General features: G+C 67.5%; 20 protein-coding genes. 10 read left to right on the top strand and 10 right to left on the bottom strand.

The features are described from left to right. Window positions 1-3: 3 nt before the first annotated feature. On the bottom strand, window positions 4-804 hold the full coding sequence (locus BJ961_RS31260) for a putative ATP-grasp-modified RiPP (protein WP_271416129.1): 801 nt from the start codon (window positions 802-804) through the stop codon (window positions 4-6). Between the two features lie 192 nt (window positions 805-996). Between BJ961_RS31260 and BJ961_RS31255 the strand changes: the two genes are divergently transcribed. Then, window positions 997-2271 carry a transcriptional regulator gene (locus BJ961_RS31255; RefSeq protein WP_271416128.1) on the top strand — a complete coding sequence of 425 codons (1275 nt, stop codon included), beginning with the start codon at window positions 997-999 and terminating at the stop codon, window positions 2269-2271. On the opposite strand, the gene BJ961_RS31250 is transcribed toward BJ961_RS31255, so the two are convergent. Continuing rightward, window positions 2252-2914 (bottom strand): HAD family hydrolase, encoded by a 663-nt coding sequence (locus BJ961_RS31250; RefSeq protein WP_271416127.1) that lies wholly within the window; start codon window positions 2912-2914, stop codon window positions 2252-2254. The genes BJ961_RS31255 and BJ961_RS31250 overlap by 20 nt on opposite strands. Before the next feature lie 518 nt (window positions 2915-3432). On the opposite strand from BJ961_RS31250, the gene BJ961_RS31245 reads away from it, so the two are divergent. Next, a complete protein-coding gene (locus BJ961_RS31245; RefSeq protein ID WP_271416126.1) occupies window positions 3433-4020 on the top strand; it encodes a cyclic nucleotide-binding domain-containing protein in 588 nt (195 codons plus the stop codon). A 36-nt stretch (window positions 4021-4056) separates the two neighbouring features. Here the strand turns inward: BJ961_RS31245 and BJ961_RS31240 are convergent, their stop codons facing one another. Genes BJ961_RS31240 through BJ961_RS31225 form a run of 4 tightly spaced genes read right to left on the bottom strand, consistent with a single transcriptional unit; the run spans window position 4057 to window position 5755 of the window. Next, window positions 4057-4341 carry a hypothetical protein gene (locus BJ961_RS31240; protein WP_271416125.1) on the bottom strand — a complete coding sequence of 95 codons (285 nt, stop codon included), beginning with the start codon at window positions 4339-4341 and terminating at the stop codon, window positions 4057-4059. Further along, the gene (locus BJ961_RS31235) at window positions 4338-4634 is read right to left on the bottom strand and encodes a hypothetical protein (RefSeq protein WP_271416124.1); all 297 of its coding nucleotides are present in this window, start codon (window positions 4632-4634) and stop codon (window positions 4338-4340) included. The genes BJ961_RS31240 and BJ961_RS31235 overlap by 4 nt, the downstream gene beginning before the upstream one ends. A 42-nt stretch (window positions 4635-4676) precedes the next feature. Next, complete coding sequence (locus BJ961_RS31230) at window positions 4677-4910, bottom strand: DUF397 domain-containing protein (protein ID WP_271416123.1); 234 nt, start codon at window positions 4908-4910, stop codon at window positions 4677-4679. After that, window positions 4907-5755: a helix-turn-helix domain-containing protein gene (locus BJ961_RS31225; RefSeq protein WP_271416122.1), complete on the bottom strand. Its 849-nt coding sequence runs from the start codon at window positions 5753-5755 to the stop codon at window positions 4907-4909. Before BJ961_RS31225 ends, BJ961_RS31230 begins: the two co-directional genes overlap by 4 nt. Window positions 5756-5910: 155 nt before the next feature. Here BJ961_RS31225 and BJ961_RS31220 point away from each other — a divergent pair, with 155 nt between their 5' ends. Next, window positions 5911-6573, top strand: a complete 663-nt coding sequence (locus tag BJ961_RS31220) for an ATP-binding protein (protein ID WP_271416121.1) — start codon at window positions 5911-5913, stop codon at window positions 6571-6573. A gap of 6 nt (window positions 6574-6579) precedes the next feature. Here the strand turns inward: BJ961_RS31220 and drmB are convergent, their stop codons facing one another. The 4 genes from drmB to BJ961_RS31200 are packed head-to-tail and all read right to left on the bottom strand — an operon-like array spanning window position 6580 to window position 18408. Next, window positions 6580-8448: a DUF1998 domain-containing protein gene (drmB, locus tag BJ961_RS31215; protein WP_271416120.1), complete on the bottom strand. Its 1869-nt coding sequence runs from the start codon at window positions 8446-8448 to the stop codon at window positions 6580-6582. Further along, entirely contained in the window at window positions 8445-11699 is a 3255-nt protein-coding gene (locus tag BJ961_RS31210; protein ID WP_271416119.1) for a helicase-related protein, read from the bottom strand. The genes drmB and BJ961_RS31210 overlap by 4 nt, the downstream gene beginning before the upstream one ends. After that, window positions 11696-13612 carry a UvrD-helicase domain-containing protein gene (locus tag BJ961_RS31205; RefSeq protein WP_271416118.1) on the bottom strand — a complete coding sequence of 639 codons (1917 nt, stop codon included), beginning with the start codon at window positions 13610-13612 and terminating at the stop codon, window positions 11696-11698. The genes BJ961_RS31210 and BJ961_RS31205 overlap by 4 nt, the downstream gene beginning before the upstream one ends. After that, window positions 13609-18408, bottom strand: coding sequence for a sacsin N-terminal ATP-binding-like domain-containing protein (locus BJ961_RS31200; RefSeq protein WP_271416117.1), 4800 nt, complete (start codon window positions 18406-18408; stop codon window positions 13609-13611). Before BJ961_RS31200 ends, BJ961_RS31205 begins: the two co-directional genes overlap by 4 nt. A 424-nt stretch (window positions 18409-18832) precedes the next feature. Between BJ961_RS31200 and BJ961_RS31195 the strand changes: the two genes are divergently transcribed. The 7 genes from BJ961_RS31195 to BJ961_RS36255 all read left to right on the top strand — a co-directional run bounded on the left by BJ961_RS31195 (window position 18833) and on the right by BJ961_RS36255 (window position 25652). Further along, window positions 18833-19647, top strand: a protein-coding gene (locus tag BJ961_RS31195; protein WP_271413942.1) for an IS5 family transposase whose coding sequence is annotated in 2 segments (ribosomal slippage) — window positions 18833-19159 and window positions 19162-19647 — 813 coding nt in all. Because the reading frame shifts where the segments join, the coding sequence is not laid out codon by codon here. A gap of 100 nt (window positions 19648-19747) precedes the next feature. After that, a complete protein-coding gene (locus BJ961_RS31190; RefSeq protein ID WP_271413932.1) occupies window positions 19748-20164 on the top strand; it encodes a hypothetical protein in 417 nt (138 codons plus the stop codon). A 186-nt stretch (window positions 20165-20350) separates the two neighbouring features. Further along, on the top strand, window positions 20351-22480 hold the full coding sequence (locus tag BJ961_RS31185) for a helix-turn-helix domain-containing protein (protein WP_271417225.1): 2130 nt from the start codon (window positions 20351-20353) through the stop codon (window positions 22478-22480). Next, window positions 22477-23469, top strand: coding sequence for a hypothetical protein (locus tag BJ961_RS31180; protein ID WP_271416116.1), 993 nt, complete (start codon window positions 22477-22479; stop codon window positions 23467-23469). The genes BJ961_RS31185 and BJ961_RS31180 overlap by 4 nt, the downstream gene beginning before the upstream one ends. Beyond that, window positions 23466-24338, top strand: a complete 873-nt coding sequence (locus tag BJ961_RS31175) for a DUF6339 family protein (RefSeq protein WP_271416115.1) — start codon at window positions 23466-23468, stop codon at window positions 24336-24338. The genes BJ961_RS31180 and BJ961_RS31175 overlap by 4 nt, the downstream gene beginning before the upstream one ends. A gap of 165 nt (window positions 24339-24503) precedes the next feature. Then, window positions 24504-25013 carry a hypothetical protein gene (locus tag BJ961_RS31170; protein WP_271416114.1) on the top strand — a complete coding sequence of 170 codons (510 nt, stop codon included), beginning with the start codon at window positions 24504-24506 and terminating at the stop codon, window positions 25011-25013. Window positions 25014-25115: 102 nt separating this feature from the next. Next, a complete protein-coding gene (locus tag BJ961_RS36255; protein ID WP_356623822.1) occupies window positions 25116-25652 on the top strand; it encodes a DUF6221 family protein in 537 nt (178 codons plus the stop codon). Window positions 25653-25746: the final 94 nt, after the last annotated feature.

The following is a 25746-nucleotide window of genomic DNA, read 5'->3' as shown; positions in this document are numbered from 1 at the left end:
CGGTCAGTCCGACTCGTAGTCGGTCGTCGTGTCGTCCTGCGACTGGGGCTGGGGCTGCTGCCCGTCCCCGCCGCCCGACACGGACGCCGTACCGCTCGTCCGCGAGGTCCCGTGCTTGCCCATCTCGACCACATGGTCGGCGGCGTCGGTGTAGCGGGCGGTCTGGGTGGCCGGGTCCAGGGTGACGGATGAGTAAGGGGCTGGGGAGACAGGGACCCGGTTGGTGACCAGGCGCAGGGCCCAGGGGGCCTGTGCCGTCATGTGAGTCATCTGTCCACTCCCTTTCGCACAGGAAGGGGTAGCGAGATCGCCGACCTGTTCGGTTCGCTCGGCCAGTTGCGTCTGTCCATCCCGTACCAGCGCCGTGATCGCACGAGGAGCACACAGATCGCCTTCGTACCGAGGCGGAACCACCCAGTACGTGCCGGGTGGCTGCTGCCGGTCGATCCGGGGAACGCCGAGATAGGTGCCGTGGCCGAGACAGGTCGCGATGTCGTCGTACGGCCACACGAGAGCGGCATGGCCCTGGATCAGTGCGTAGTACGTGCCACCCGCCACTCGTCGGTCGTAGATGATCGAGCCTCCGAGCGACTTGCCCAGAGACACGGCGACCCGATCGCGGTCCTCGGAGCGCACCGCCGCGTGAACGACGCGTGCGGGCAGGCGCACAGCCGCGAAGCGGCTCCCGAGGGGGAGGAGCGCGACACCGTGGGTCGCCCACTCCTGCCGAGCCTGCTCCGGACTGGGACCACTGCGGGCCAGCCACTCGGAAACGGCTCTGTCCAGAGCCTCCTGCGTGAACACTGACGCCTCCTGCGCTTCTTCACGACGGGGTACGTCTCTCAGAGTCCACGAGTAGGCGGATTGAACATAGGGCTTCTGAAGGCCTTCGAAAGGACGTGGAGCGGACGTGTAGGCCAACCGGAGAGCGAGAGAAGGCTGTGCAGCGGACTCCCCGTGGGAGGCTTGAACCACTCGAACCTTCAGGAGGTGCCCGTGACCAGGCCGACGGGAAACGTCCGTCTCAAAGCGGCACGCGTGGCCGCCGGGTTCAACTCGCAGCAGGACCTGGCCGACGCCCTTTCGGGCCATGCGAAGCGCATGGGTATCCGTGGGCTGTCCATCGGAGTACGGCAGGTCCGGCGCTGGGAGTCCGACAATCCGCCGTGGCCGCAGCCGGATTGCCAGCGCGTCTTGGTGCAGTTGCTGGGCCAGAGCCTGGAGGCACTCGGGTTCACCCCGCCGTGGGGCTCCGACGGACCGAGCTACGGCCCCGGGCAGAGTGCGCCAGTACCGGGAGCGGCAGCTACCCGACGAAGTACGGGTGTTACAGGCCGGAGGACAGCAGTGTCCCACCTGGCAACCGTCGGGGCGGACTTCCAGGCGGTGACCAGGTCTCACCGGCGGCTTTACTGGTCGGTCGCACCGGCCGACCTGCACCCCGCCGTCGAAGCTCACGCCACTTTGGGCTGCGCCCTGCTCCGGGATGCTGCGGAGCCCAGCCGGAGCGTGATCGCCGCAGCGTTGGGGGAGACGTACCTCCTGGCGGGTCGGATCGAGTTCTTCGACCTGCGCGAGCCCGGCCTGGCTCACGAGACGCTGCTCCTGGCGCTGCAAGCGGCGGGCGAGGCCGATGCGCCCCTGCTCGGATCGGCGGTCATCGCGCACATGGCCTTCATTCCCGGCTGGGTTGGAGACCGTGACGCGGCACGTGAGCGTATGACCGCCGCACGCACCTACGCCCGGCGCACCCACGCATCGGCGGAGTTCCTGGCCTGGTTGGACGCCGTGGAGGCGGAGTGCGAGACCCGGTGTGGGGACACCCGCACGGCCCTCCGCTTGATCGGCCACGCCGAGGATGTTCTGAAGGACGGCAATGCCCACTCGTCACCGGAGTGGATGGACTGGTTCTCCCCGGCCAGACTCGCTGCCTTCAAGGGCAATACCCAACTCCTTGCCGGACACCTTCCGCAGGCTCGTACGACCTTGCTGGAGGCGCTGGAAGCCATGGCGCCCGGGGAGGAGAAGCAACGTAGCGTCATCTACGGCGATCTGGCAGCTGTCGAAGCCGCGTCCGGGAACTCGGAAGAAGCTTGCTCGCACGCCGGACAGGCCCTCGACCAACTGGCCCTCACCTGGTACGCGACCGGCATGGACCGAGTGCGAGACGTGCGACGCGCGCTGACTGCTCACCAGAACGAGCGGTGCGTCCGCGACCTGGACGACCGACTCTACGACTGGTCGACGACGGTCAGTGTGCTGAGTCGTTGAACTGACGGATCAAGCCGTCGAGTTCGGTCAGGCCCTCGATACGGAAGGTCGGCAGTTCCCGGGCCGCTGCGCTCTCCCACTGGATGGTGGCCCAAGGCCCACGACGGACGAGCGCGGTCCTCATCCCGGCCTCGTCGGCCGGCCGGATGTCGTTGTCGCAGCGATCACCCACATACAGGATCTCGCCGACCTCGAATGGAACCGCCTCCGCGACCCGCTTGAAGAACTCGAGGTCGGGTTTACTGGCCCCCCAGTCGTCGGAGGTGCCGATCAGATCGACATCGGACGAGAAGAGCTCGCGGAGGATTCGACCGGCGCGGACCGTCTGGTTCCCGGCGATGCCGAGCCACAGCCCCTCGGTCCGCAGCCGTCGCAGGGATGCTCGGACGTCTTCGTAAAGATCCCCTTCGCCGAAGCTCTCGGGCTGCCCGGCAGCAGCTCTCTTCTCGCGCTCCGCGTAGAGGTCGAACCCGGGCCTGAACTCCTGGAAGACCTCACGGTAGTCGCGGCCCTGAGCGATCACGGCACCGAACATCGCGTGGAAGGTGTGCCGCGGGATCCCAAGCCAGTCCGCCCACGTTCCGTACTCCCTGGACTCGTCCACGAGACACTCACCGACGTCGAAGACCACTGCGCGGATCATGGAGCCAGGATATCGGGCCGGTCTGCGAGCCCGGTGATTACATGACATCGTGCCGAACGGCCCTGCGAGCCCGGGTGCCAGGCCCTCATCACTCAGGAGGAAGACGGGAACCCGCTGTGCGAAGTCGAGCACAAGCGGCGGTTGGCCGGCCTCGGCTGGGCGCAGCCCGCGGAACGCCTGAGCTCGACATCTACGGCCCCGGAGACCTCAGCCGACGAAAGCCCGCCACGACGGTGGGAGAGCCGGACGGTCTGCCGTCACGTGTGCCTCCGTCAGCCACCTCGGGGCTCAGCCACGCCCCTTCGACGACACTGGGCACCCCCGACGGCGGGTGATGGGGCTCGACGTTCGCCAACGAGGGCTGAGGGGCGGCTGGGCCGGCGGGCGCCTTACCTGTTTAAGACGCACGACCGAGGCCGGGCTGCTGACCTGGGCAAATGCGAAGTCGCCTATTCAGGTCAGGATAATGTCATTCAGATCTGTATGGATGGGCCTGTATGGATGGCATAGACTATTCAGTGCTGAATCGCATCCCGACAGCGCTGCAACGGATCAGTCAGCGCTGCACGTCTTTCATTCACCCTTGGGAGTACTCTGTGCGTGCGGCCCGGCGAGTGACCCGGATCGAGACCGTGAACAAGCGGACGGGCGAGGTGAACGACTTCACCGTCCACTCGGCGGCCTCAGCCGCGCACGGCCTCTGGTTCAGGGGAGGAGGATTCACCACGATGGGATACGCGGCACACAACGCTCTCGCCGACGCGAACCTCAGCGTCAGCGCGTACAAGCTGTTCCACAAGATGTGCGCCCTCCAGAACCGCAAGGACCACGGCTTGGTCCTGGTGGAGAGCCAGACGAAGTTCGCCGAGCAGGTGGGTATGTCGCAGGCGTCCGTCTCGCGCGGCCTCAAGCAGCTCGCCTCTCAGGGTTTCATCTACCCTGACGGTCGCAACTGGCGCATCCGTCCAGACTTCGTCTTCAACGGCAACGGTGCGGCGCAGGGGCAGGCGGTGCAGAGCATTCCGGCCGACGCGCCTGATCCGTATGACAGGAAGCGCGCCGACCTGAAGATCGTCGACGGGCAGGACGACAGCGGCCAGGCCTGAGGCTTCCCGGAGCGCGGGTGGCCGGTGGATGCGGAGCTACTCGAGGACTCCGTCATCGGGCGTGATCGACGTGATCGCGACTGTCGGTGGAGGCGGGGCAGGCGTGTACACGTACGCCACAGCGAGTCCTGGTGCGCCGCTGGTGGCCTCAATCCGCGTCTTGCGCACCTCCAAGCCGTCCTGTCGGTGGGGGCCGAGCAGTACTCCGAGCCGGGGCATCAGCTCGAGTTCCCTCCTCAATTCCTCCAGCGACTGCTCCGCGCCCAAGGCCTTTGCCAGTCGTGCCGCTCGAGCGGTCACGACAGCGATTACATCGCTCACTCGCCCCGAGCCTCCCGCTTCAGACGCATCGTGAGGTCGATGCCCTCCTGGACGGCGATGTCGAAGTCGGGGTCCTGGTACAGACGGATGCGGCCCCGGTAATCCACGATCACAGCGGCCACGCTCGTCAGGTCGGCCTCCGAGGAACCTTCCAGTGCGCGCTGGAGATCCGTTTCGAAGGCATCCTTGTCGCCGGGGAACCCGTGACCGGCCAACAGGGCAGCCCTTATGTCGCCAATGGTCCTCAGTGGCAACGGAGCGGGAACACCGGCCTCCACGTACTGTGCGCTCACGATCATCTGCTCCTCGGTCTCCTCTGTGCTACCTGGAGTGTCCTACAGGTCCGTGCCGGGCGCAGACCTTGCTCGCACCGCGCGAGTGAAGGCCTGCCAAGCGGTAGCGCCGACGGATGCCACGAGTGCCCCGCCGATCTTCGTGTCGCGCACGAGTATCCGATCGCCCTCGGCGGCGCACTCGACGCATTCGCCTCCCGCGCCATTGCTGTGGGACGACCGGATCCAAGTGAGCAACGGCCCTGCGTCACCGAGATGGTCTTTGTCGGTGTTCACCGTGTCGACTCCTTCATCACGCTGTTGATCAGCTGCATCGTGCGTCGCGGGCTCAGCGCTGCCGCCCGCAACTCGTCGAAGGCCCGGTTGTACTCCCGGATGTGAGGCTCGCCCTCCAGATACATCGCGTCCGTGATGCCGTCCCGGTACACGACGTCCGGGTCCTCCGGGTCCGGGAAGCCCAGCACGGTGAACGGGCCCGTGGTCGGGCAGGTGCCGGCGTCGAACGGCAGTACTTGGAGCGTCACGCTCGGGTGTTGTACCGCGTCCAACACGTGCTCCAGTTGGGCTCGCATCAGTTCGCGATCGCCTATGACCCTGCGTACCGCTCCTTCGCTCACGACGAACCAGCAGTCGGGAGCATCGGGTGCGCTGATCATCGACTGCCGTTCCAGACGTACTCGCACCGCACGGTCGATGTCCTCGGGCGGCATGTAGGAGCCGGACGTGTGAAGTTCGCGGGCGTACGGCTCCGTCTGCAGTAGCCCGGGCAGCACCTCGCACTGGTACTGGCGCAGCGTGGAGGCGTCCTGTTCGAGGCCGATGTAGATGGAGAACCATTCGGGCACGCCCGAGCCGTGGATCTGCCACCAACTGCGTGTCTTGGCCTGTCGGGCCAGCGACTTGAGGAACTCGCGCAGTTCTTCCGTGGTCTCGTAGAAGCGGCACAGAACGTCCACGTCGGACGGTTGGACCCTGCCGCTGCCGGTCTCCATGCGGTTCACCTTGGAACCGCTCCAGTCCAACGCCGCCCCCACCTGGGCGCACGTCAGTGAGTTCTTCTCCCGGAGCTTCTTCAGCTCGATGGAGAGCCGTCGGCGACGTGCCGTTGGTGACCCGGCCACGTGAACCTCCCTCTTGGTGAGTGGGGTTCAGTGTCCGTGCCAAGGGCTTCGAACGACAATCACCCGATGGTGGGATTCTCTGCGTGCATATTGCACGACGGGATTTGTGCCGGCCATGCTGGCGGGGAAGACCGGTAGCGACGAAGGGTCCCGAAGTGGCCACGAACACGCACTTGGTGCGCTTGCCGTACGTCGTCGAATTCACTGCCCGGGAAGAGGAAGTAGCCGCCCTGAGACACGAAGTGCGGACGCACCTGGACACCTGGGGGCTCCGACGCCTCGTGGACGATGCCCAACTCTGCGTGAGCGAGCTGGTGGCCAACGTCGTCGCCCATGTCGGGGTGGGGACCCCGACCACCCTGTCCGTAGGGATGAACGGCACCTTCCTGCGCATCGAGGTACGCGACCCCGACTCACGGGCGTTGCCGACGCTCGTCGCCGCCGATGTCGAGGCGGAGGGCGGCCGAGGCATGGCGCTCGTCGCGGCCGTCACCGAGCGCTGGGGTGTCAGCCTCCTCGGTGACGGCAAGGTGACCTGGTGCGAGATCGCCACAGGGCCGACCTCATCGGGGGTACCCGACGGCAGCCACCGGGTGACTCGCACCGAGGCGATGCGTGGTCTCTACGGAGTCGTGGGAGAGGAGCAGGTAGGACGGAGTGTCGGACTGGTGGGTGCGCTGAGGGGCGAGGAAGCGGCGATCCACATCATCACCGATCTTCTTCACTGGCTCGCTGCGCACGGCCGCGACGCGGACGAAGTGCTGGACCGTGCCCAAGTGCGCTTCGAGACCGAAGCGCACCGGACCTCCTGGGACTGAGCCGTGTCAGAGCACGAGCGCGTGAGCGAAGAACCCCAGATCGGGATTCTCGGGCGTGCCCACCAGCAGTGCCCGGTCGAGCAGGCCGTTGCCGTGCTCGCAGCTGGTCTCGGGCAGCAGGACGCACGCGTGGCAGGCCGCACGGTTGATGCCGTTCGCACCACCTGTCTCCGTCTCCATGCACAGAGGGTCGGCAGAGCACCACTGGGCACGACGCAGGGCGGAACCCAGAGTGTCGACCAGTCGCCGGGGCTCGCCCTGTGCGACCAGACCGCCGAGGCTTCCCGCGGAGTCGCTGGTCGCCGTGTAGATCAGGGACCCGGCCATGGTGTCGTCGGCATAGAGGCGCTCGCGGAGCGAAGCCGCCGGGTATCCGGCTTCCAGACTCCACTCGTTGATGAGTATGTGCGACAGCGTGTGCAGCAGCACCATGCGGGGCGTCGCGGGCGAGGTGGGAGCCTCCTCGAGAGCGCCGGCCCGTTCCCGCAACACTCGGTCGTGATAGGTGCGCATCTGCTCCACTCGCTCAGCGACCGCCTCCGAGTCGGCCCAAGCGCCCAGTCGCTCCTCGTCGAGGCGTACGAAAACCCCTTCGCCGTGCACCTCCATCGCCGGGAGCCAGTCGGTCGGCGTCAAAGACAAGGGCGCCTCGTGGCCCTCCACACTGGCCTCGGGATCCGCGATGCGGGTGAAGGCCTTGAGCGCCCGCACCTCGCGCAGACGCTTGACCAGCATCGGCCTGCCGACGCCGAAGGGTGCGAGAGCCGCGGCGTCCGAGACCGGAGGCTCACAGACGAACTGCTCCTCGCGCCCCTTGTCCCGCAGCGCGTTGCCCGCGCAGAGCCGCTCGTACTCCTGGCGGCGCAACGCCTGGTAGCGGCTCACCGCAGCCGCGTCCGACTCCGCCTCCTGCGCGGAATCCTCCTCCTGCTCGGCTGCCAACAGATTCATGACGGCGTCGACCGAGACGGACTGGTCGCCCGGGAACGCGCCCTTGAGGTAGATCTCGATCTCCGCGCGGGACGAGTACACACGCAGGTTGTCCCAGTGCTTCGAGAGCTTGGCGGCCAGGCCGTCGCTCCACGGGGGGATGGAGAGGGCCGACTTCAGCACCGGTTGCCAGACCGACGACGAACCGCGCTGGAGTGTGCGCGGCGTCTGCGTGCAGAACTCGGCGGGCGCGTCCTTGAGCCACGGCCGTCTGCCCTCGCAGCGCACCCCGAGGTCCGTCAGGGCCGAGCGGCGGAAGGCGCCTTCCATGGACACTTCCGGCACACCGCACGTACAGGAGACGAGGACGGAGCGCAGCGAGGCGCTCTGCCCGGAGAAACGCATGCTCATCCGGCCACCGCAGCGCCCGGTCGCCCCCTCCTCCCGGTTCTTGCGGTGCAGCCACTTCCAGTAGGGGAAGTCGTCGAGATGACCGTCCTCGCAGGCCATGACGAATCGGGACGGGACGAGCGGCTCGTCGTCGCAGTCCGTGCACACGTTCTTCCCGGGAGGCGGGTTGAAGCCGCGTACGTGCTGAAGGGACTGACACGACGGGCACGAGTGCCACAGCGGAAACCGGCGGACGCGCACACCGTCCTTGCTCGTGTCGTCGGACGCGGGGGGCAGTCGGAAATGCCTTACACCCAACAGGTGGGCCAGACGATGCTCCTGGATGATCGGTGCCTCGTCCAGGGTCCAGCTCTGGTGGGCGTCGTCGATGCCGGAGACGACGAACGACTCGTTGTCGACCGCGATGAGCGCCCCCACGCCGTACGTGGTGATCATCTGGGATCGGCGAACGGACCCACGACGGGGAAGAGCGAGGCGTGGGGCGGCCGAGTCGCCGGCGGCGCGACGACGGCGTCGCGCGGGGGGTGGGGTCATCGGGAAGCCTCCAGGAAGAGAGCGGACTCGGCGTCGACGTCGCGCAGGCTCCACATGGTGGGCCAGGCGTTGTCCTCGGACTCGTCGTCGTACGACTTGAGAAGGGCGGGAGCGGGGTTGCCACGACGGGGTTCGTACAGCAGCCCGCCGTACGCGCTCGCCTTCTCCTGCCACTGTTCGACGAACTCGTCGAACGCGTCGGAAGTGTCCGGCAGCTCGTCCTCGTCGATTCCGGAGACCCGACTCGTCAGCAGGGGCTTGATCTCCGACTTCAGCCGGTCCACGTACGAGTCGATCCGACCGGCCGCGTCGTTCTCGCGGGCCTCGGGAATGAGGATGCGGGCCAGGGCCACGACCACGGCGTGCAGTCCCCGGTCGCGGGACCGGACTGAGAAAGGCGTGACCGACGTCGACTCCACCTCGCGGTACAGCGCGGAGTGGAAGTGCAGGAAGCCCTCGTAGTGCGAGCGGTCACGAGGACGCATGCTGTTGAGCATCACGGCGACGAGCCCCGGATGGGCACGCCCCACACGGCTGGTGGCCTGGATGTACTCGGCCGTGGTCTGGGGCTGCCCCATGACCGCCATCAGTCCGAGGCGGTCGATGTCGACGCCGACGGCGATCATGTTCGTGGCCAGCAGGACGTCACGCACGTCCGGACTCGGGTGACGCTTCTCGATCTCCTTGAGCCGAGCGGGAATCAGACTCGCGTCCACCCGGCTGGTCAGCTCCGAGTAGCGGTTGGACGGGCGTACCTCGGTGCCGTCACGCTCGGCGAGAAGACGCAGGTAGTCCTCGACGTCGTCGTTCACCTGGAGTTCGGCGGCCGACAGCAGGCGGAGACTGTTGAAGTAGCCGACCAGGGTCCAGTACGCGTCCCGGACCCGGTCGCTCGTCTCCGCGCGCATGGCCTGGTGCAGCAGAGCGGCGTAGGTACGGATGAGAAGCGTCGACTGGCTGGTACCCGGAGCGAGCAGGCCCACATAGCGGCGGCTGGCCTTCTTCGCGGGGTCGGTCTCCACCGCGAACCAGGAGTCGCGGGCGTCCAGGCCGGCCGGCGGGAACTGACACACGTCCCGGTCGAAGAGGTTGTGTCCCTGGTCGGCGGCGCGACGAATCGTCGCCGTCGAGGCGATCACCTTCGGCTGGTCGGCGAGGGCGTCGACGGCTGTCTCGTACAGCCCGGTCAGCGTGCCGAGTGGGCCCGAGATCAGGTGCAGCTCGTCCTGGACGATCAGCTCGGGAGGCGGAGTCGGGTCTTCGTCGCGGTCCCGGTTGAACAGTGCGGCGGTCTCCTTGCGCCACGGCATGGAGGCGAACTTGTCGACGGTCGCGATGACGAGCGTCGGACGGGCCTTGTAGACGGTTTGGTCCACCAGGTGCACCGGGAGGCCGGAGGCGAAGTCGCAGTCGACGTTCGGACAGCACACGTCCATGCGTGCGTCGTCCTCGTCCACCGTGTAGTCGTGGGCGTCCATGGCCGTGCCGCACCAGGGGCAGGTATGGAGCTGCACGGGATTCTCGGTCTGCAGGGTCTGCCCTCCGCGCAGCCTGTCCAGTCTCCCGGCTGCCGTCTTCAGGTCGTTCGGCGTCGCCGATTTGCCGACCCACATGCCGATCGAGATGGCTTCGCCACCCAGACGGTCGAGATCGGCCAGCCGCATCTTCTCCATGGCGCAGATGAGGATCGTGGCCCGTTCGAACTGCTGCAGGGTGAGCAGGCGCAGTGTGTAGCGCATGAGAACGGTCACGCCACCGCCTTCGGTCTTCCTGCGCAACCGGCGCAGAAACGTGGTGAAGGCGATCAGACCGAGATATGCCTCGGTCTTGCCGCCACCGGTGGGGAACCACAGCAGGTCCGAGACCCGGCGATCGGCGTGGTTGGGGTCCTCGATGCCGGACAGACACAGGAGGATGAAGGCGATCTGGAACGGACGCCAGCGCTGCTCGGCCATGTCGGGCGTGCCCTCACGGCCGCCCTTCACCCAGGCACTGCGTGCCCGCTGCTCCGCCATGGCCCGGTTGGCCAGCTTGAAGGCCTCCATGACCTCGGGCTTGTCCGCCAGGACCCGGATACCCTCACGCATCCGACCGAGAGCCTGACGGCAGGAGTCGAGCTGGGCGAGCGCGGCCGTCTCGTGCGTGGTCCCGGCGAGGGCCGCGGCCTCCGACGCCTTGGCCTCGATCCACTGCTCGTAACCACGGCTCAACCCCTGCAAGGCGTTGAGCACATCGGCCTCCGGGGCATCGGCGAGACCGAGCATGCCGAGTGCGGAGCCGCAGAGCTTGTCGATCTCCGGATTGGAGTCGGTCAACAGCACCTCGTGCGTGGGCACGAACTCGGAGCGGACCTCTGCGACACCCGCACGCTCTATGTCGGTCAGACCGATCTGCGGTGGTGTCCAGTCCCAGTCGGCGGCGCAGCCGTGCCCCACCGCGAAGGTGGGAGCGTGACGGTACAGCAGGCGACTCGTGGCCAGCTCGGGATCGACGGCGGAAGCCTTGGCGGGACGTTCGACGAAGGCGGAGCCGCCGTTGCTCGCCCGAACCCGGAGACCGGGCTGAAAGAGGGCGAACGCGTCCTGGAGCTCCCGCTCGCCCACCGTGTGCTTGTTGATCAGTGTGACGGTGACGGTGACGGTGCCGGACCTCACATCGACCGGCCGGACGAGAACGTGGAGTTCCACGCCGTCGGCGAGTGCGGGAGCAGGGTCGAGCACTCCGGGCGTCGTGATGTCGACGGTCGTGTCCGGCAGTTCCAGTTCCCTGCGCCGCCAGTGCTCACGCTGATCGCTTGTGGACCGTGCCTCCGCGCGCCGTGCGGACACGGGACGACCATCGACGTCCACGGGGTCGTACACGGCGGCTCGCGCGGAGACCACGATCTCGCGGCTGGTCTCGGGCGCCACGGCGAAAGTGAGCCCCATCGTGGAGGGGCGTCGGTCGGCCGAGGCGGGCGGTCGGCCGAGTCCTTCTGCTTCCTCCTTGTCGTCCTTGCTGAGCAGCGGCGTCTCGTCCAGCCCTTCCTGCTCGGCGGCGTCCTCCCGTACCCGCAGATGAGCCTCCTGCCCGGCGGCTCTCGGATAGAGCACACCGATCGGATAGCGCGTGATCGGGGCGTCCTGGGTGAGGACCTCGGCCGGGTCGTCCCCAGCCCTCACGTCGGGTCCGAGAAGCTCGCGGCGCAACCCGGCCACCAGTTCCGCGCGGACCCGGTAGTGCTCGGCGTGCCGGCCCTCTTCGTTCGTCATCCTTGCTCCTCCCCTGCGGCGCGTTCACCGCGTCGATACCTTCCGATTCCGGTGACGCGAGGGGCTATCCACACACCGTGGCCGCCGAGTCCGGCGTTGGCCCCCGCTGCCGAACTGCCCGCGACCGTCTCCAGCGTGTCCACCCGCAGGCCGAGAATTTCGGCGGGCCAGGTGACGTCCCAGGAACGCGAGACCATCTCCACGGCGTGGAGGTCCCGACGGAAACGTTCGGATGCCTCCCCGACGATTCGATCGCGGTGAACCAGGTCGTACGGCGGGCTCTGGTCGGGCCCCGCGGGGAACGGATGACGCCTTCGAAACGTCACCGCGTCGCCGGGTCGGACGTGTTCCAACAGGTAGCTCTGAGTCTCGGCGGCGGACGTGTCCGCGTCGTGCGGGACAGGCGGTGTCTCACGGTGCGTGTCGCCGGGCAGCGCTTGGATGCCGTAGCGCTCGTACTTTCTCCAGCCACCCAGATACCAGCGACCGGTGGGACGGTGGCGCCGTACGCGGGAGATGTCGGGACCGGTCAAGTGGTACATGTCTTCACGGGTCCGTGTCATCGCCACGTAGAGAGCCCGCGCCTCGGCGGACACGTCGAGGTCCGGGTGGACCCGCTGCAGCTCGGCGACGGGGAGCGGAGAGAGCAGCAGCACACGGTCGTACTCGAGCCCCTTCGCCCGGTGGACCGTCGAGACGGTCAACCGAGCCGTCTCCGGGTCGCCCAGCTCGTCGGGGAAGCGTCCCTCGGCGACCAGACGCCGTACGGCGGCTACGTCGACGAGGCCGCGTCCGGTCCGTCGGGTCGCGGCACGCAGCGACCGCCAACAACGATCGGGATCCGAGGCAGGAGGCAACGGAATCTCCGTGAGCAACTCCAGGAAGCGGGACTCGGTGAGAGTCAGGGACTCCGCCCGGCGAAGCAGCTCGGCGACCCAGTACGGGACGGGTCTGTCCCGCAACGAGCGTTTCAACGTGTGCTCTATCCCGTGCTCGTACAAGAGTTCCGAGACGGCGAGAGCCTCGCGGTTGTCGCGCGTCAGGATCGCGCAGCTCTCGGGATACGCCCGCAGGGTCTCCAGTGCGAAACCCCCGCCCAGGTCGCCCAGGTCGGGCAGGTCGAGAAGTCGGTCGCGAAGCTCGGAATGGAGCGTCGTGGCCGTGGCCTGCCCGCCGTTCCCGGAACCACCCATGCTCTGCAACCGGGAGCCGACGACGAGCGCCGTCCGCGCTTCCGCGGTCGTCGCCCGGAAGTTGTGGGTCAGACCGAGTTCGACGAGATCGTCGTACGACATGCGCAGCCATGCGAAGAAGCGGTCGGTCTCCCCGGCCCGCTCCTTCGGGTCGGCGATCTGAAAGCCGTAGATGCCCTGGGCCGAGTCGCCGACGACGGTGAACCCGCACGAACGCTGGAAACGGTCGAGCAGCGTCTCCACCAGGTCCCGGCGGTCGCCCACCAGGTCCTGCGCCTCGTCGATCACCACGTGCGAGGGGGCGCCCGCCTCGCCGGCCTCCACCGCGCCCTTCTCGATGGCGTCCGTGGCCGCGCGGATGCGTTCGTCGAAACTCCGCGCGACCCATTCCTCGTCGGGGTGGGCACGAGTGAGCAGTTGGTACGCCCAGGAGTCGAAGGTCTGGACGCGCACCCTGCGAGCTCGGTCGCCGTGGCGTGAGATGCGGTCCCGCAGCTCACGGACCGCCGCGCGGGAAAAGCTCAGGACGAGGATCTCGCCCGCCTCCAGGGCCTCCCCCGGATCGTCGTGCCCCATCAGGGCATCGAGGCGCCGGACGACCGTGTGGGTCTTGCCGGAGCCCGCTCCCGCCGTGACCAGCAGGCGGGTGTCCCAGGGGAGGTCGACCACGGCCCGCTGCTCGTCGGTGAGCGGAGGGCTGTCGCCGTAGGGGTCGGTCACTTGCTGCTCCACAGGTGCTCGAACTGGGTGAAGGCGAGGGCTGTGTCGAAGTTCTGGATGTTGTCGCGGACGTTGAGGATCAGGCAGGTCTCCTCGCCGCCGTTGAGTCGTCCTCGCAGACCGCGCCCGATCATCTGCTGGTAGACGTTGGGGCTGTAGACAGGGCGGGCGACGACGACGGCCCGGGTGGAGGGGGCGTCGAACCCCTGAGTCAGGACCCCGTAGTTGGTCAGAACGCGGATCCGGCCCGCCCGGAAGTCGTCGACGCGTCGACGACGGTCGCTGGGCGACGTGGTCGAGTCGACGGCGGAGGCGGTGATTCTCAGGTCGCGGAGCCTGGCGGCCAGGTACTTGGCGTGGTCGACGGAGGTGGCGAAGACCAGCACCGGCCAGTCCTTCGGCATGTCCGCGATCTCGGCGATGATGCGGGTGTTGCGGTCGTGGTCGTCGGCCAGACGCTGTTCGGCCGCCCTGGACAGAATGCTGAGCTGTTCGGCCCGCTCCTTCTCCTCACTGGTCAGGGTGATCGTGCCGCCCTGCAGCAGCCGGTGTTCGACCTGCGCGAGCATGCCCAGCCTCTGCAGTTCGGCGTACGCGTCGCCGTCGGGGAAGATTCCGTCGTCCAGACGCCGGCCTCCGAAGCGGTTGATCAGGCGGCGGGTCTCGTCCTGGTTGGTGTTGCGGAACGGCGTGGCCGTCAGCCCCAGCAGGTGACGATCGGTGCGGGCGGCCGTCAGACCGAGGTGTGCCAGGATGTCGGTGTACCGAGGGGTGATCGCGGTGTGGGCCTCATCGACGATCACCAGGGCGGCGCTCCGCAACCACGCGTATGCGTCGGCGGCGAGACAGTTGGGCTGCTGGAGCTTCGCGTCCGTGGCGACGACCAGTTGCGGGCGGTCGGTGACCGGGCCGGCCTCGTTCGAGGACCACAGTCGGTTGATCGCCAGCGGCGTCTCGGCGCCGACCTTCTCCCAGACGAACTTCCAGCTCTGCACGGCCTGTTCGCACAGCTCCTCGGTCTGGGCGATCCAGAGGATGGGCCCGTCGAGACGACCCACCTGCTTCACCCACCGGATCACGGCCTCGGCCGTGACCCGCGTCTTGCCCGCACCGGTCGGCAGGGACAGCATGCCGCGCTGCGGGACCATCCGGTCCAGCATCGCGAAGACGTTGGCGGCCAGCCGTTCCTGGTAGTCGTGCAGGCGAGGGAAGTGGCGGGGTCCGTCCACGTCGATGCGTGGGTCCAAGGACGGCGTACGAAAGCCCGCGTAGGCGTCCGGGAAGCCGTACTCCGCCACGAAGGCCACGGCGCTGGACGCACCCGTGAAGGACGCCGGGGCATGGCTGGGGTAACGGCTCTGCAGGTCGCGGGCATGCACCTGCAGAACGCTGTCCCCGTGCGCGTTGACCGCCATCTGCGCGACGCGCCGTCCGTCGGGCTCGACGTCGCCGTTCTCCGCACGTTCTCCGTCCATCAGGCCTGCCGGAAGGCGGTCCCGCAGCGTCTCCGGCCCCAGCAGCAGCCGCAGTTTGTCCACTACGTCGTCCGCCTGTCGCACGGCCTTCAGCGTGCTCTTGACCTTCTGGTCCTCTTCCTGACGCTGCTGGGCCGCGAGGACCTGCCTGCAACCGGCGGCACCCATGCGCCAACGCAGCTCCCGGTCGACGGCCATCAGGGCTTCGAGGGCGTCGGCGGGTTCCAGCACGAGGACCGTGGAACCCTGGAGGCTGCTGTTCAGCGTCGTGGGGTGCATGCCGTTCGGGGTGCGCTTCACCTCTTCGAGGACCTTGCAGCGCTGCAGCGAGTACTGCTCCACCTTCGAGCCGTGAAGCTGTCGCAGGGTGGGGTAGACCTCGCCGAGCGGCATCGACTCGCCCGCGGGCTCGTGTCGGGTCTCGCGGCTGATCACATCGGCGTACGGGAGCATCCCCCACTGCTTCACCAGCAGTGCCGCGTCATCCGACGACGCGGTCAGCAGGGCCGGCAGTCCTTCGGAGCGCAGCTCTCGGTACTCGCTCTGTGAAGCGGCGACGGCGATCTCGCCGTCCGGTCGTGTGCCCCATTCGTCGCCGATGCGGCACCTGGTGAGCGAGTCGTCGGGGAAGGGGACCTCGAGACGGGTCAGCAGCACGTACGTGTTGCCGACGAACGCGTCGTCCTCGCTGTGCTGGAGCTTGTCGAGGAGTCGGCTCCAGAACGAGTCGGGCACTTCCTCGACGTTCGTGGCGAGGCGGAGCTTGCGTGCCTTCTCGGCGCTGATCGTCGCGACGGGCAGTACGTCACTGTAGGCGACGAGCTGGGGGCCGACCGCCTCGTGCAGCGGGCGGATGCCCTGCGACGTCGCGACACGACCGTGCTGCTTGAGCATCCAACGCATCGGGGAGGCCACCGCCCGACGGGTAGCGACCTGGGCGCCGACCTGGAGGGTCCAGTTGTCGACGAGAGCCTCCTCGGGCAGTGCTCCGAGGAACTTGGCCCGTGCCTCGTCCGACAGCTCGGGCAGCAGGTGCAGGGGGCCGCCCACCGCGGCACCCTCCAACTTGATGCGGGCGAGAGTGGGGCGGGACGCCTGGTTGGGCAGAGTCCCGCAGTAGGCCTTGTGCAGGGATTCGCGATACTCCTCGAACCACGGCTCGCCCTCGGGGCGGTGGCCTCCCGCGGGGCGGTCGCGCAGTCCTACCTCGCGGAAGAAGGCCATGTCGTCGGAGTGGAACCGGGTGTCCACGGTGATCGCGGGATCCGACTCCGGTGTCACGACGGCACCGGGCAGCATGCAGTCGCGGATCGCCCGGTAGCTGCCGGCAGCCGTGCGCACGTGCGGCGTCACCGACGGGTCGGCCACACGCCGGATCACCTCGTGCGAGAGCTGGCTGCTGCCGGCCTGGTGGAAGAGTTCCCAGAACCGGGTCCATTCCTGGGGGCCGTACGACGCGAAGCCCTGGTCCAGGACGCTGACGAAGCGCCCCCGCACGTCGGCGTCCCGGATGCCGAGAGCGGTGAGGGCACTCGTGAGCGACGGGTCCTCGGACAGAGCCGTGTCGACATACACGAGGGACTCACGCAGACCGTCCTGGTCGGTGCGTCGGAACACCTTGCCGACCACCGGCGCGACCATGCCGTGCTCCTCGGTCAGCACGATCCGTGCGGTCCGGGCCTCGACAGCGTACGGAGACGACGACTGAACCATGTCGGCGACGATGCGGACGGCCGTCGCCGACGCGCCGGCACTGCCATCGGCGACCAGGGCCTCCAACCACTCGCGCACCGAGGCGCGTTCACGCCTGGCCGCCTTGAGGACGTGCTCCATCTTGCCGGAGCGCAACGTGTTGGCCTCCGCGGAGGGGTGGATCCAGTCGGCGGGGCGGCCGGAGTACGAGTTCCACAGGTTCAGCCAACGGAGCAGCGACTGATTGTCCTTCCCGAGCGACGGGTGGATCCTCAGGTCACGAGGGACCCGCAGTATGCCGTCCTGGTCGGGCAGCGACGGACGGTGGGCCGTGGCTTCCCAGATCTGCTCGGTGAGGTAGCGGTCCGCCCAACTGACGGTCTCCGACTCACGCGGGCGCCCGGGGAGCAGAGCGAGGTACGCGGCCGGATCCTCCGTGGGGGCCAGCTTCGGCAGCGACTCGACCACCAGCCGGGCGGCGATCCGAATCATTTCCTGGTTGAAGGGTGAGGAGTCCAGCAGATTCTGCCGGTCCTCGTTGGTCTTCCAGGCCCCGTTGAGGACACCGCTCAACGTCATCTCGTACTTGGTCGGGAAGAACGACCAGAACCGGCCCCGCCCCCGGGGAGACGACAGGAGCCCGGCGGCATCCTTCTCGTACTCCTGCACGGCCCACGAGAGGTCGAGGGAGACGCGGTCGTGCAGCTCACCCGCGCTGGACCGGGCCTCGGCGGTCGGCTCGTGCGTGAGGGTGAACACGCGCCACCGGCCGGCCGAAGGGGTCCTGCCGGTGCGCTCCTCATGGACGACGTGCCGTTCACGCTCCCGCTCGACGGTGAGCGTGCGTCGTACGACGGGGCGCGGACGTCGATCCTCGAGGATCACCTTGGCCACGTGCGGCGAGAAGAGCTGGAACCCGACCGGGAACTCCTCTCGACCACCGGACGACTGTCCGCCGTGCATGTCCTGGCCGAGTCGGTCGGCGGCGCCGTCGAGCAACGGCAGGCGCACGACCGTGGTCGCCCAGTCCAGGAGTTCGTCGAGCACGCGGTCGACAGCTCGCTCCGCGGCCACGTCCAGCGGGCGTGCCATGCGCAGTACCGGGGCCTCGAACTCCTCCCCGAGACGGGCTCGGACCTCGGGAACGGAACGAATCTGGGTACGGGCCCACTCTCGGTCGAACCCGAAGGCTCCGGTCCGGCTGAAGAACTCCGGGGCGTCGGTCACCACGAGTACGGACTTCACGCCGACCCCGAAGCGCCCGATCTGGCCACCGCGTTTCCGCGACATGCTCATCCGGAGAATGGTCTCGGCCCCTTCCGGGGTGACCGGCGTTCCTTCGTTCGCGCAGTAGAGATGGGTGTCCGTCAGGACGACGTGAGTGCGACCACCGGGATCGGCAGCGATCTCGTCCGCGGCGTTCTGCACGAGCTCGAAGAGCTGCCGGTCACCGTATCCCCCCTGGGTGATCCGCCTTTCTCCGTTCGCGTGCTCCGGAATGAGACCGGGGTCGACCGCGTACGTCTGAAGGACGCGTGAGGACTGCTCGACCACAGTCTTGATCACGGGGGTCAGTTCGGGATGCACTGGACTCCGATCCGAGGTGATGTGCCTGGGGGTGAACGTCATGCGGGTGGCAACCCACGCGGTTGATCAAACGGACGCGGTTGCGGTGACGGCGGTTGCGGCGGTGCACACGCCACTTCCGGGGAAACTACTGACTAATTCGAACAGGATGTTCCGAGGCAGCGAGAATCACGAGAACGAGGGACGGGCGGGGAACGCAAGGAATCCTGCGCGCCGCTGCTTGTGATACCGCCGTCGAGCACAAAGGAGAATGGCGGCACACCTCTACCAAAAACGTCGAAGAATGGTTTCTTCCGAGACGGGTGGGGCCGCGGAAATGACGGTACCCGGCTGTTTCGAGGGGGCGCAAGAGGGTTCGACGATGAATTCGATAGTGATAAATCGGGCAGAGTGGACTTAGAACTCCTAACGAAATGATCTACAAGGTGGTTGGATCACTCCGGAGCTGAAAATCCGGGGGTGCGGGGTGGCTCGGGCGAAGCCGTGGGAAGTTGACGACGAGCTGTGGGCGGTGATCGAGCCGCTTGTGCCGAAGATTGAGCGTCGGGCCCAGCATCCGGGGCGCAAGCGGCATCCGGACCGGCTGGTGTTCCAGGGCATCCTGTTTGTGCTGCACACCGGAATCGCCTGGGAGCACCTGCCGCAGGAACTCGGCTTCGGCTCGGGCATGACCTGCTGGCGCCGCCTGGCCGAGTGGACCGAAGCCGGGGTATGGCCCCGGCTGCACGGGGTCCTCCTCGCCAAACTCCGTAGTGTGAACGTCCTGGACTTCTCCCGGGCGGCGGTCGACGGCTCCCACATCCGGGCGTTAAAGGGGGCATCAAGACCGGACGAAGCCCCGTCGACCGGGGCAAGACGGGCAGCAAACATCACCTGATCACCGACGCCACCGGCATCCCGCTTGCCGCCACCCTCACCGGCGGCAATCGCAACGACGTCACCCAGCTCGTCCCGTTGCTGCAGGCCGTGCCGCCGGTGCGGGGCAAGCGCGGCCGGCCCCGGCGCCGACCGGACGTGGTGCTGGGGGACCGCGGCTACGACCACGACAAGTACCGCCGCCTGGTCTGGGATCTCGGCGTGAAGCCGCAAATCGCCCGCCGCGGGACCGAGCACGGCTCCGGGCTCGGCGCTCAACGCTGGGTTGTTGAACGCGCGTTCGCCCACCTGCACTGGTTCCGTCGCCTGCGCATCCGCTGGGAGATCCGTGACGACATCCACGAGGCATTCCTGACCCTCGGATGTGCGCTTATCTGCTGGAGGCGCCTCAGGGCGGCCCGATGAGTCCTGAGTGTGCTCGTCAAATCGATCTAAAGCCATGGAACGCAAGGCGGCGTACCGTAAGAGATCGCGAAGACGGTCGATGAGTAGCGGGGGACGCGGCGTGGCCTATGCGATCGGACTCGTGTGGATGACAGGTGCTGCCTTCATGACGTGGAAGGCGGCCCAGCTCTGGCGCAACGCGCACTTGGTGGACTTCTTCTTGGCTTCCTACACTGTCCTGCCGTTCGGCCAGGAGGTCAGGAGAGGCGAGGTCCGCTCCTTGGGTGTCACCGCCACCTCGCTCTGGGCAATCACTCCTCTTGTCTTTTTGGGACTGCTGGACGCTGAGATGACCGGTGGTCAAGCAGCCGTCGTCCTGATTGCGGTGCTCATCGTGCTGGCATGCATGGCCTGCGAGATCAGCATCATCCTCTTCAACGTGCCCGCGCGTTTCGTGCCGCCACACATGCGCTCTGATCCTGGGACCGTGGTGCTATGGCGTGTGCGCCGGAAGCGCAAGAAGTCCGGTCACCGCTGACACACTCGGCTGTCGCGTACGGCATTTCGTTAGGAGTTCTTAGAGCATTCAATCGACCCGACGAGACCTGGGTTGACGGCGGGTCGTGTCAAAGGTTGTTTGACAGGGTGCCCGCTGTCAAACGGTAGCGGGTAGGGTGTTCCTGCTGTCCGTCGTAAGCGGACCAGGACCCGAGAGCAGGTGACCGTGGACGCAGGTGAGGACTTCGGTCCATGGCTGGCGCGGCAGTTGAAGCTCGCCGACATGACGCAGACCGAACTGGCTCAGGAGGTGGAGGTGACACGCGCGGCGGTCTCCGCGTGGATCACCGGGCGTGCCGCCCCCCGGCCCGAGACCATCGAGCGCATCGCGCGTGCGCTGAACACCGACCTGGCCACGGTGCACACCCGTACGACGGACACCCAGGCCGGCCTCCCCGTGGGTTGGTACCACCGCCCCGGTCACGCCGACGGCGGTCGCGAGCTGGGCAACGCCGCCGCGTTCGCCTTCGACGCCGATGTCGAAGTGCTGGCTCGGGAAACCTGCCAGAACAGCCTGGACGAGCGCATCACCGCGAACGGGCAGCCCGTCCGGGTGCGTTACACCCTGCATGAACTCACCGGTGAGAAGCTCGCGCGGTTCCGAGAGGCACTGCGGTGGGACGACCTCTTCCCGCACTACGAGGTGGCTGCCGCCCAGGACCAGAAGGTCGGCCGGGTCATCGACGCCGGACTGCGCGACATGTACGACCACGACCGTCTCGTGCTGCTGCGGGTGGACGACTACAACGCCGCGGGCCTTACCGGTGACGACTACGAGGACGGTCGCTTCGCGGCTGTGGTGCGACGGCAGCTCGACAGCCACAAGTCCGGTAAGTCGGCGGGTGGTTCGTACGGCTTGGGCAAGGCGACCCTCTGGGCCACCAGTCGACTCGGTCTGGTTCTCATCAACTCCACGTTGTCGGAACCTCACGAGGGCCGCACCGAGCGCCGTCTCGTCGGGCGGCTCGACCTGCCGTGGCGGCGGGTCGGCGGTCAGGTATGGGCGGGGCCGGCGTGGTTGGGGCGGCCCGATCCCGACTCTCCCGGGGCCGCGGTGGCCCGTTCCTGGTGGGCGGACGAGGAGACCGTCGAATCGCTCCACCTCACGCGGGAAAGCGGTGAACCCGGCACGTCGTTCCTCGTCGTGGGGGCGCACGACGTAGCTAGTCTCGTCGATGCGAGTCGGGCGTCCGATGACGACGAGGTCGACGACGCCTTCAGTATCCAGGGGATGCACCGCAGGTTGGTCCAGGCCCTGGGCCGGAACTTCTGGGCCGCGATGACCGGAGGTGGTGACCGGTTGCCCCTGCTGGAAGCCTCGGTGCGCACCCTGCGCAACGGTGAGGTGGTCGTAGCCGAGGAACGTGTGGACCCCACTGTGACCCAACCGTCCCGCACACGGGCGTTGAGGGCGTTCCTGGACGGTACGACAGTCGAGCAGCTCACGGAATCCGGCCAGGTCGCGGCCACCACCGTGCCTCTGAGTGTTCCGACCACCGGAGGCGGGCGGGGTTCTGCGGGAGAGCATCTCGCCGTGCTCCTGGTGACCGACGCCGAGGACATGGACGGGAAGCCCAACCGCGTCGTGGCGATGCGGGGCAACCGCATGACGGTGCGGGATGCCGCCGTTCCCGGGCTCTCGCTGTCCGTCAATCCCTTCCAGGCCGTCCTGCTGGCCGGTGAGGCCGCAGGTTCACGGGCTCCGTACGCGGCCGAGGCGGAAGTCTTCCTGCGGGCGGCCGAGCCTCCTGAGCACAACAAGTGGGGCCAGACGGAGGAACTGACCCTCACCTACTCGCCCTCGGCCTACCGGCGCGTCGCCTCTCTCACCCGAGAGACCAACGCGGCGATCAAACGGCTGGTGGCTCGCCCCAGGAAGAAGTCGCAGGCGGGCGGTGGACGGTTGGCCCCGAAGCTCACCGTCGGCACGAAGGCGCGACGGGCCCGGCTGTCGGCGGCGACGCTGCCGGTGCTGGAGGAGCTGGAGGCCCGGGTGCTGGACGGCGGTGCCTGGCAGGTGACCGGGGAGATCAGGATTCCTGCCGGCGGCCACGCATGGAGGCTCGCCCCGGTGGCCAAGTTCGAAGTGCGTTCGGGCCCTCGGCCCACCATCGCGTGGGCCGAGCTGTTGGGGGTGGAGAACTGCGAGGTCGTGGACGACGTGCTGCGCTTCGCCGAAAGGGCCCGCTCCGCGACGTTCCGTGGGGTGACCGACCCGACGACACATGCCGTGAGGACGAGTCTCAGCGGTCTCGTGGTCGAACTGCGTGCCGCCGAAGGAGAGGTGCCGTCGTGAAGGTCTTCCCGTATCCGCGTCTGCGGGGCACGGTCTCCCTGCGCGTGGACGCCGCCAGGGTCAAGGCGCCCGAACAGCCGCGTGAGCAACTCGACTCGCGCGCCCGGTCCGTGGTCGAGCGAGTCGTCGCCCTCGGCCTGGCGGAGACGGAGGACTGGGAGACCGCCACGCTGACGGTGTCGGCCACGGTCCCCTCCAAGGCAGTGGAACCGGACGGTCCATGGACGGAGGTGGTGGTGGTCGCCGTACTCACGGACAGGACCACCAACACCCGGGTGACCGCCAGGCTCGTCCCGGACGCGGAGGGTGGTCGCGAATGGCGCGGCGACCTGCGGTTGCTTCGTTCCGACGTCTTCGAGCGGGCCACCCTGACGGTCCAGGTGGTCGCGACGGTCGACGGTGTCCCCGGACGCATCATCGCGGAGGCGGCCGACGACTGGGTCGTCGACACGAGAGGCGACGTCCCGACCCGGGAGCAGAGCTTCGACATCAAGGAAGTCGGTTTCGCGAAGGGACCGCAATGGCTGCGGAACTTCGTCGATGCCCCGTGGATCGTGAACGCGTCCGGACGACTGCCCACTGTGCACATCAACACCGACTTCGAGGGCATCACCGACGTCCTGAGTGCCGAGGGACGCGGGCCCGAGGGCCTGGTCAACGAACTCATGGTGTCCCAGATGGCCGCCGACGTGTGGATCGCCGTGTTCCACTCGGCCATCGGCGACCTGGAGATCGAGGACGACGGCACCCCGCTGTTCCCGCACGGCTGGCAGGGCGAGGTACTGCGGGAGATGCTGCCCGACGTGGTTCCGGACCGGTCTCTCGAGGACGCCTTGCGTGAAGTGCATCGCCGGCGCGTGGGGGTGACGGGGTGGACCGAACTGCAGCCGCGCGTTCAGTACGCGGCCATGCGCAGAGCCGAGGTGCCCAGGGCGCTCTCGGAGACCGTACGCGGCCTGAACAAGCTCAAGCGTGAGGACGAGGCGTGACGGAGAGGCCCGACCACCTGCCCGAGTACCTGGCTCGACTCGCGGACGAGAACGCGGCGAGGTTCATCGCCGACGGGCTGCTGTCCGGCAAGGACAACGTCCCCGCGATCACTCTCAACCAGGCGACCGAACCGCTGCCGGAGAGCCCCCGCATGCGACTTGGCGCCGTACGGGACCTGATCGACGACGCGATGTACATCTACCGGGACGACAGGCCCACACAGGCCGACGCCTGGCTCGCCCCACGGTTGCACGCGATTCTTCGACTGACGCGTGAGGAGGCCGCGGATTCCGCGCTGTGGAACTACGTGGCTCTCGGTGTGGCACCCGACTTCGTGGTGTGGCGGCACTTCTCGGAGACGAAGAAGTCGGTCAACGGACGGTACTTCAAGGGCCCTCACCACAAGCAGGCCTTCGCCAGGCTCTGGTGGTCGGCCGAACTGTTCCGGAACGGTTCCGACTACGAACCTGTCGTCGTTGCCTGTGGTAATCAGGACATGCTGAACACGGTTCTACGGCTGGACGTGATCGACCACAGACCCACGGCGCAGGCGCTGGTGCGAATGTTGCGGCGGGATGTCGTTCGCACCGGGCGGGAGGCGAACGCCTTGGGAAAGGCTGTCAACGCGGCCGCCGCCACTTTGATGTACGACGTGATGGCGCCGGACGCGGAGCGGGACGCCGGGGCGGCCCGACGGTGGATCGACGAGGCAGAAGAGGGGCACTCCGTGCATCACCGCCCCCTTCCCTCCGGCCCCTCGGAGGAGCCTGCCCCCGAGGAGTCCGTGGAGCGCCTGACCGCCCTCTTCGTGGATCTCTTCGCCGACGCGCGAGTACGTGGAAGGGAGGAGGCCGCGGAGGCAGAGTGAGTCCGAAGGTCTACCGCGAGTGGGTTGCCCCTGGGCACAGGGCGTGGGCGTTCACGTCTGGGGTGGCAGTCTCCGTATGGGCTCGCAGGGTTTCTGAGACCCGACATGTCCATGTCCATGGTGGTTGGCTTCCCTCGAACCGTACAGCTCCGGTAGAAGTGGTGTATGAACCTGAGCTCCGCGGTGTCGGTCGCATTGATCGCCGCAGTCGTATCCATCCTGGGAACACTGCTGACGGTCCGCGCCACTACCCGGACCAACCGCAACTCGGTGGTTCAGACTCAAATCCAAGAGATCCTCAAGAAGAGGATCGAGTTGTACCCGCAAATTTGGACGATCTGCATCCGCTACGAAGTGAACTGGGATTTCGCCAACCAGGACAAGACTCGTGAGTGGGCCGAGCGGTACGCACAGGAACTTAACGAGTTCAATCTTGAGTGCGGCGTCTTCTTCTCGCAAGCTGTCTACATGAAGTTTTTCGATTTGCGTGAGCTACTCCACAGAGCCATCGATGAAACGCCTCCCGATATCACGGTCTCGCGCCGTCTCGTTGACCGCATACGGGGGTGCTTCTACGGTGACCACGTCGAGAGCCCAGGGTTGTCCACCCTCCTGAAAGATGACCTTGGGAGCTACCAGAACGCGCTCCTCGCACGTCGCAGTGAAGGGCGCTGAGGCTCTTCGAAGTGGTTGAGGCGTGGAGCGGTGGGTAGCGAGTAGCGGAACGCCTGGATCGCCTGTCCGGCTGAACTCCGGGCGGGGTATCGGACTCTGGAGGTGACACACTTGGTCCACCTCGTGGAGTTTCTCCACACACGACTCGACGAGCAAGAAGCACGCGTACGTGCAATGCCCAAGGGCCCGTGGAAGTGGCGGGAAAATGGCCTGGCCGGTGAGGAAGGCTGGGTGTTCCATTCCATCGGCAGTGATGCGCGGATTCACTGCTTGGCCGGTTGGGACGCATACCTTCAGGACATCCAGTGTGCCCGTGTCCTCGCTGACATCCGCTCCAAGCGGCGACTGCTGAAGCTGCACGCTCATAGGGTTGTGGATGCCCCCCGGGGGTCCGCAGACGCTGATAGGGATGTGGATGCCCCCCGAGGGTCCGCAGGCATGGGGCAGCACTACGGGCGACAGCGACGGCGGCGGCGCCGGCCCCTCAGCGCCAGGCGCTCGCAGTCGGGCGCATACGGTGTCCACTGTGCCGTCTGTGGCTGGGCCGGCGACGATCCGACATCTGGCTGCGAGACCCTACGAATCCTCGCGCTGCCGTACGCAACTCACGCCAACTACAGACACGAGTGGAGGCCGTAGCCCGCCACGCCGCCCCCGCGCGCCCCTTCTGCGGGCAGAGTAGCTGGGACACGGCACTGCAAGCGGCCCGCCGGCCGGCACGGTGAGTCGAACA

The organism is Streptomyces lienomycini (assembly GCF_027947595.1).
Lineage (GTDB): Bacteria > Actinomycetota > Actinomycetes > Streptomycetales > Streptomycetaceae > Streptomyces > Streptomyces lienomycini.
The sequence above is the reverse complement of the archived record's forward strand: the minus strand, read 5'-3'. Positions and strand labels throughout refer to the sequence as shown.

Bases quoted from the DNA above. Each gene is read 5' to 3' on its own strand.
- BJ961_RS31250 (WP_271416127.1), bottom strand. From the start codon at position 2,914: ATGATCCGCGCAGTGGTCTTCGACGTCGGTGAGTGTCTCGTGGACGAG.
- drmB (WP_271416120.1), bottom strand. From the start codon at position 8,448: ATGACCCCACCCCCCGCGCGACGCCGTCGTCGCGCCGCCGGCGACTCG.
- BJ961_RS31210 (WP_271416119.1), bottom strand. From the start codon at position 11,699: ATGACGAACGAAGAGGGCCGGCACGCCGAGCACTACCGGGTCCGCGCG.
- BJ961_RS31200 (WP_271416117.1), bottom strand. From the start codon at position 18,408: ATGACGTTCACCCCCAGGCACATCACCTCGGATCGGAGTCCAGTGCAT.
- BJ961_RS31170 (WP_271416114.1), top strand. From the start codon at position 24,504: ATGAACCTGAGCTCCGCGGTGTCGGTCGCATTGATCGCCGCAGTCGTA.